Here is a 2,474-nt window from a genome sequence, read left to right on the forward strand (position 1 = left end):
CTGAAGAACGCGGCTGGTTGCGATTCCATCGTCACGCTCACACTCACTGTAAAAGCGGCCGTGACTGGTACACAAACCATAACCATCTGCAACAACCAACTGCCTTACACATGGAATGGAAAATCTCTTAATGCGGCTGGAACTTATATGGATACCTTAACCAGTGCTGCAGGTTGCGACTCTATCGTCACCTTAACCCTGTCAGTAAACAGTTCAGTTACCGGCTCGCAATCTGCAACTATCTGTAACAACCAGTTACCATACATCTGGCATGGTAAATCATTTAACGCCGCCGGCACTTACAAAGACACATTGAAGAATGTAGCTGGTTGCGATTCTATTGTCACACTCACTTTGACCGTAAAAGCGGCCGTAACTGGCACTCAAACGGTAACAATCTGTAATAGTCAATTACCATACATATGGAACGGCAACACCTATAACACCGCAGGAACCTACAAGGATACTTTAACCAGTGCCGCTGGCTGCGACTCTATCGTCACTTTAACCCTGATTGTAAACAGTTCAGTTACCGGATCGCAATCTGCAACTATCTGTAATAACCAATTGCCATACATCTGGCATGGCAAATCTCTTAATGCTGCCGGCACTTACAAAGACACATTAAAGAACGTGGCTGGTTGCGATTCTATCGTAACCCTCACTTTGACCGTAAAGGCAGCCGTGACCGGCACTCAAACAGCAACCATTTGTAGCAATAAGCTACCGTATCTCTGGAACGGGAACTCTTATAACGCAGCCGGAACTTATAAAGACACACTGATCAGCGCTTCGGGTTGTGACTCAATCGTGACCCTGACATTGAATGTTAACCCAACCAAGACGGGCGCTCAAACAATAGCCATTTGCAACAATCAACTGCCTTACACCTGGAATGGTAAATCTCTAAATGCCGCTGGAACCTATAAGGATACTTTAACCAGTGCTGCAGGTTGCGACTCTATCGTCACCTTAACCCTGTCAGTAAACAGTTCAGTTACCGGATCGCAATCTGCAACTATCTGTAACAACCAGTTACCATACATCTGGCATGGTAAATCACTTAATGCTGCCGGCACTTACAAAGACACACTGAAGAATGTGGCTGGGTGCGACTCTATCGTAACCCTCACACTGACAGTAAAAGCAACATTGACAGGCACTCAAACTGCAACCATCTGTAGCAATAAGTTACCGTATCTCTGGAACGGGAACTCTTATAACGCAGCTGGCACCTATAAAGACACATTGATCAGTGCTTCGGGTTGCGACTCAATTGTCACTCTGACATTGAATGTTAACCCAACCAAGACCAGTACACAAACTGTAACCATCTGTACAAGCCAATTACCGTACACCTGGAATGGCAACACCTATAACGCAGCAGGCACGTACAAAGACACCTTAACCAGTGCTGCTGGTTGTGATTCTATCGTCACTTTAACCCTGGTTGTAAATAGTTCAGTAACCGGTTCTCAATCTGCTACTATCTGTAACAACCAGTTGCCGTACATCTGGCATGGTAAATCTCTTAATGCTGCCGGTACTTACAAAGACACATTGAAGAACGCGGCTGGTTGCGATTCTATCGTAACCATCACACTGACAGTAAAAGCTACATTGACAGGAACTCAAACTGCAACCATTTGTAGCAATAAATTACCGTACCTCTGGAACGGAAACTCTTATAACGCAGCCGGAACTTATAAAGACACTTTGATCAGTGCTTCGGGTTGTGACTCGATAGTGACCCTGACATTGAATGTTAATCCAACCAAGACGGGTGCTCAAACAATAGCCATTTGCAACAATCAACTGCCTTACACCTGGAATGGTAAATCTCTAAATGCCGCTGGAACCTATAAGGATACTTTAACCAGTGCTGCAGGTTGCGACTCTATCGTCACCTTAACCCTGTCAGTAAACAGTTCAGTTACCGGATCGCAATCTGCAACTATCTGTAACAACCAGTTACCATACATCTGGCATGGTAAATCACTTAATGCTGCCGGCACTTACAAAGACACACTGAAGAATGTGGCTGGGTGCGACTCTATCGTAACCCTCACACTGACAGTAAAAGCAACATTGACAGGCACTCAAACTGCAACCATCTGTAGCAATAAGTTACCGTATCTCTGGAACGGGAACTCTTATAACGCAGCTGGCACTTATAAAGACACACTGATCAGCGTTTCGGGTTGTGATTCGATAGTGACCCTGACATTAATTATTAACCCAACCAAGACCAGTACACAAACTGTAACCATCTGTACAAGCCAATTACCGTACACCTGGAATGGCAACACCTATAACGCAGCAGGCACGTACAAAGACACCTTAACCAGTGCTGCTGGTTGTGATTCTATCGTCACTTTAACCCTGGTTGTAAATAGTTCAGTAACCGGTTCTCAATCTGCTACTATCTGTAACAACCAGTTGCCGTACATCTGGCATGGTAAATCTCTTAATGC

The 2,474-nt window shown here is 44.9% G+C and carries 1 protein-coding gene; it reads left to right on the plus strand.

Going from position 1 to position 2,474, the window contains the following annotated elements; genetic code table 11:
• Window positions 1-2,474: hypothetical protein (locus tag A3860_RS41425; protein ID WP_216823603.1), on the plus strand; the 2,474-nt coding region annotated here is incomplete at both ends.

Origin of the sequence: Niastella vici (genome assembly GCF_002077945.1) — a bacterium.
Classification (GTDB): Bacteria; Bacteroidota; Bacteroidia; order Chitinophagales; family Chitinophagaceae; genus Niastella; species Niastella vici.